The organism is Paracoccus sp. S4493 (assembly GCF_000967735.1).
GTDB lineage: Bacteria > Pseudomonadota > Alphaproteobacteria > Rhodobacterales > Rhodobacteraceae > Paracoccus > Paracoccus marcusii.
Window position 1 is genome coordinate 1 of sequence record NZ_JXYF01000443.1, and the last position, 216, is coordinate 216.

1 pseudogene is annotated in these 216 nt (G+C 63.4%); it reads left to right on the forward strand.

Annotated features, from left to right (window positions below):
• Positions 1-32: 32 nt before the first annotated feature.
• Positions 33-216: pseudogene (locus tag TW83_RS18325) on the forward strand (manganese-dependent inorganic pyrophosphatase); the annotation flags it as partial.

Here is a 216-nt window from a genome sequence, read left to right on the forward strand (position 1 = left end):
CCATCCATACCCAACACCCTTCGAGGCGCATCATGATCAAGGTCTTCGGCCACACTTCCCCCGACACGGATTCCACCGGCTCGCCCATCATCTGGGCCTGGTATCTGAACGAGTGCCGCAAGACCCCGGCCGAGGCCGTGCTGCAGGGAGAGCCGAACACCGAGGCGTTGTGGATGCTGGACCGCTGGAACCTGTCCAAGCCGCGCATCATCGACG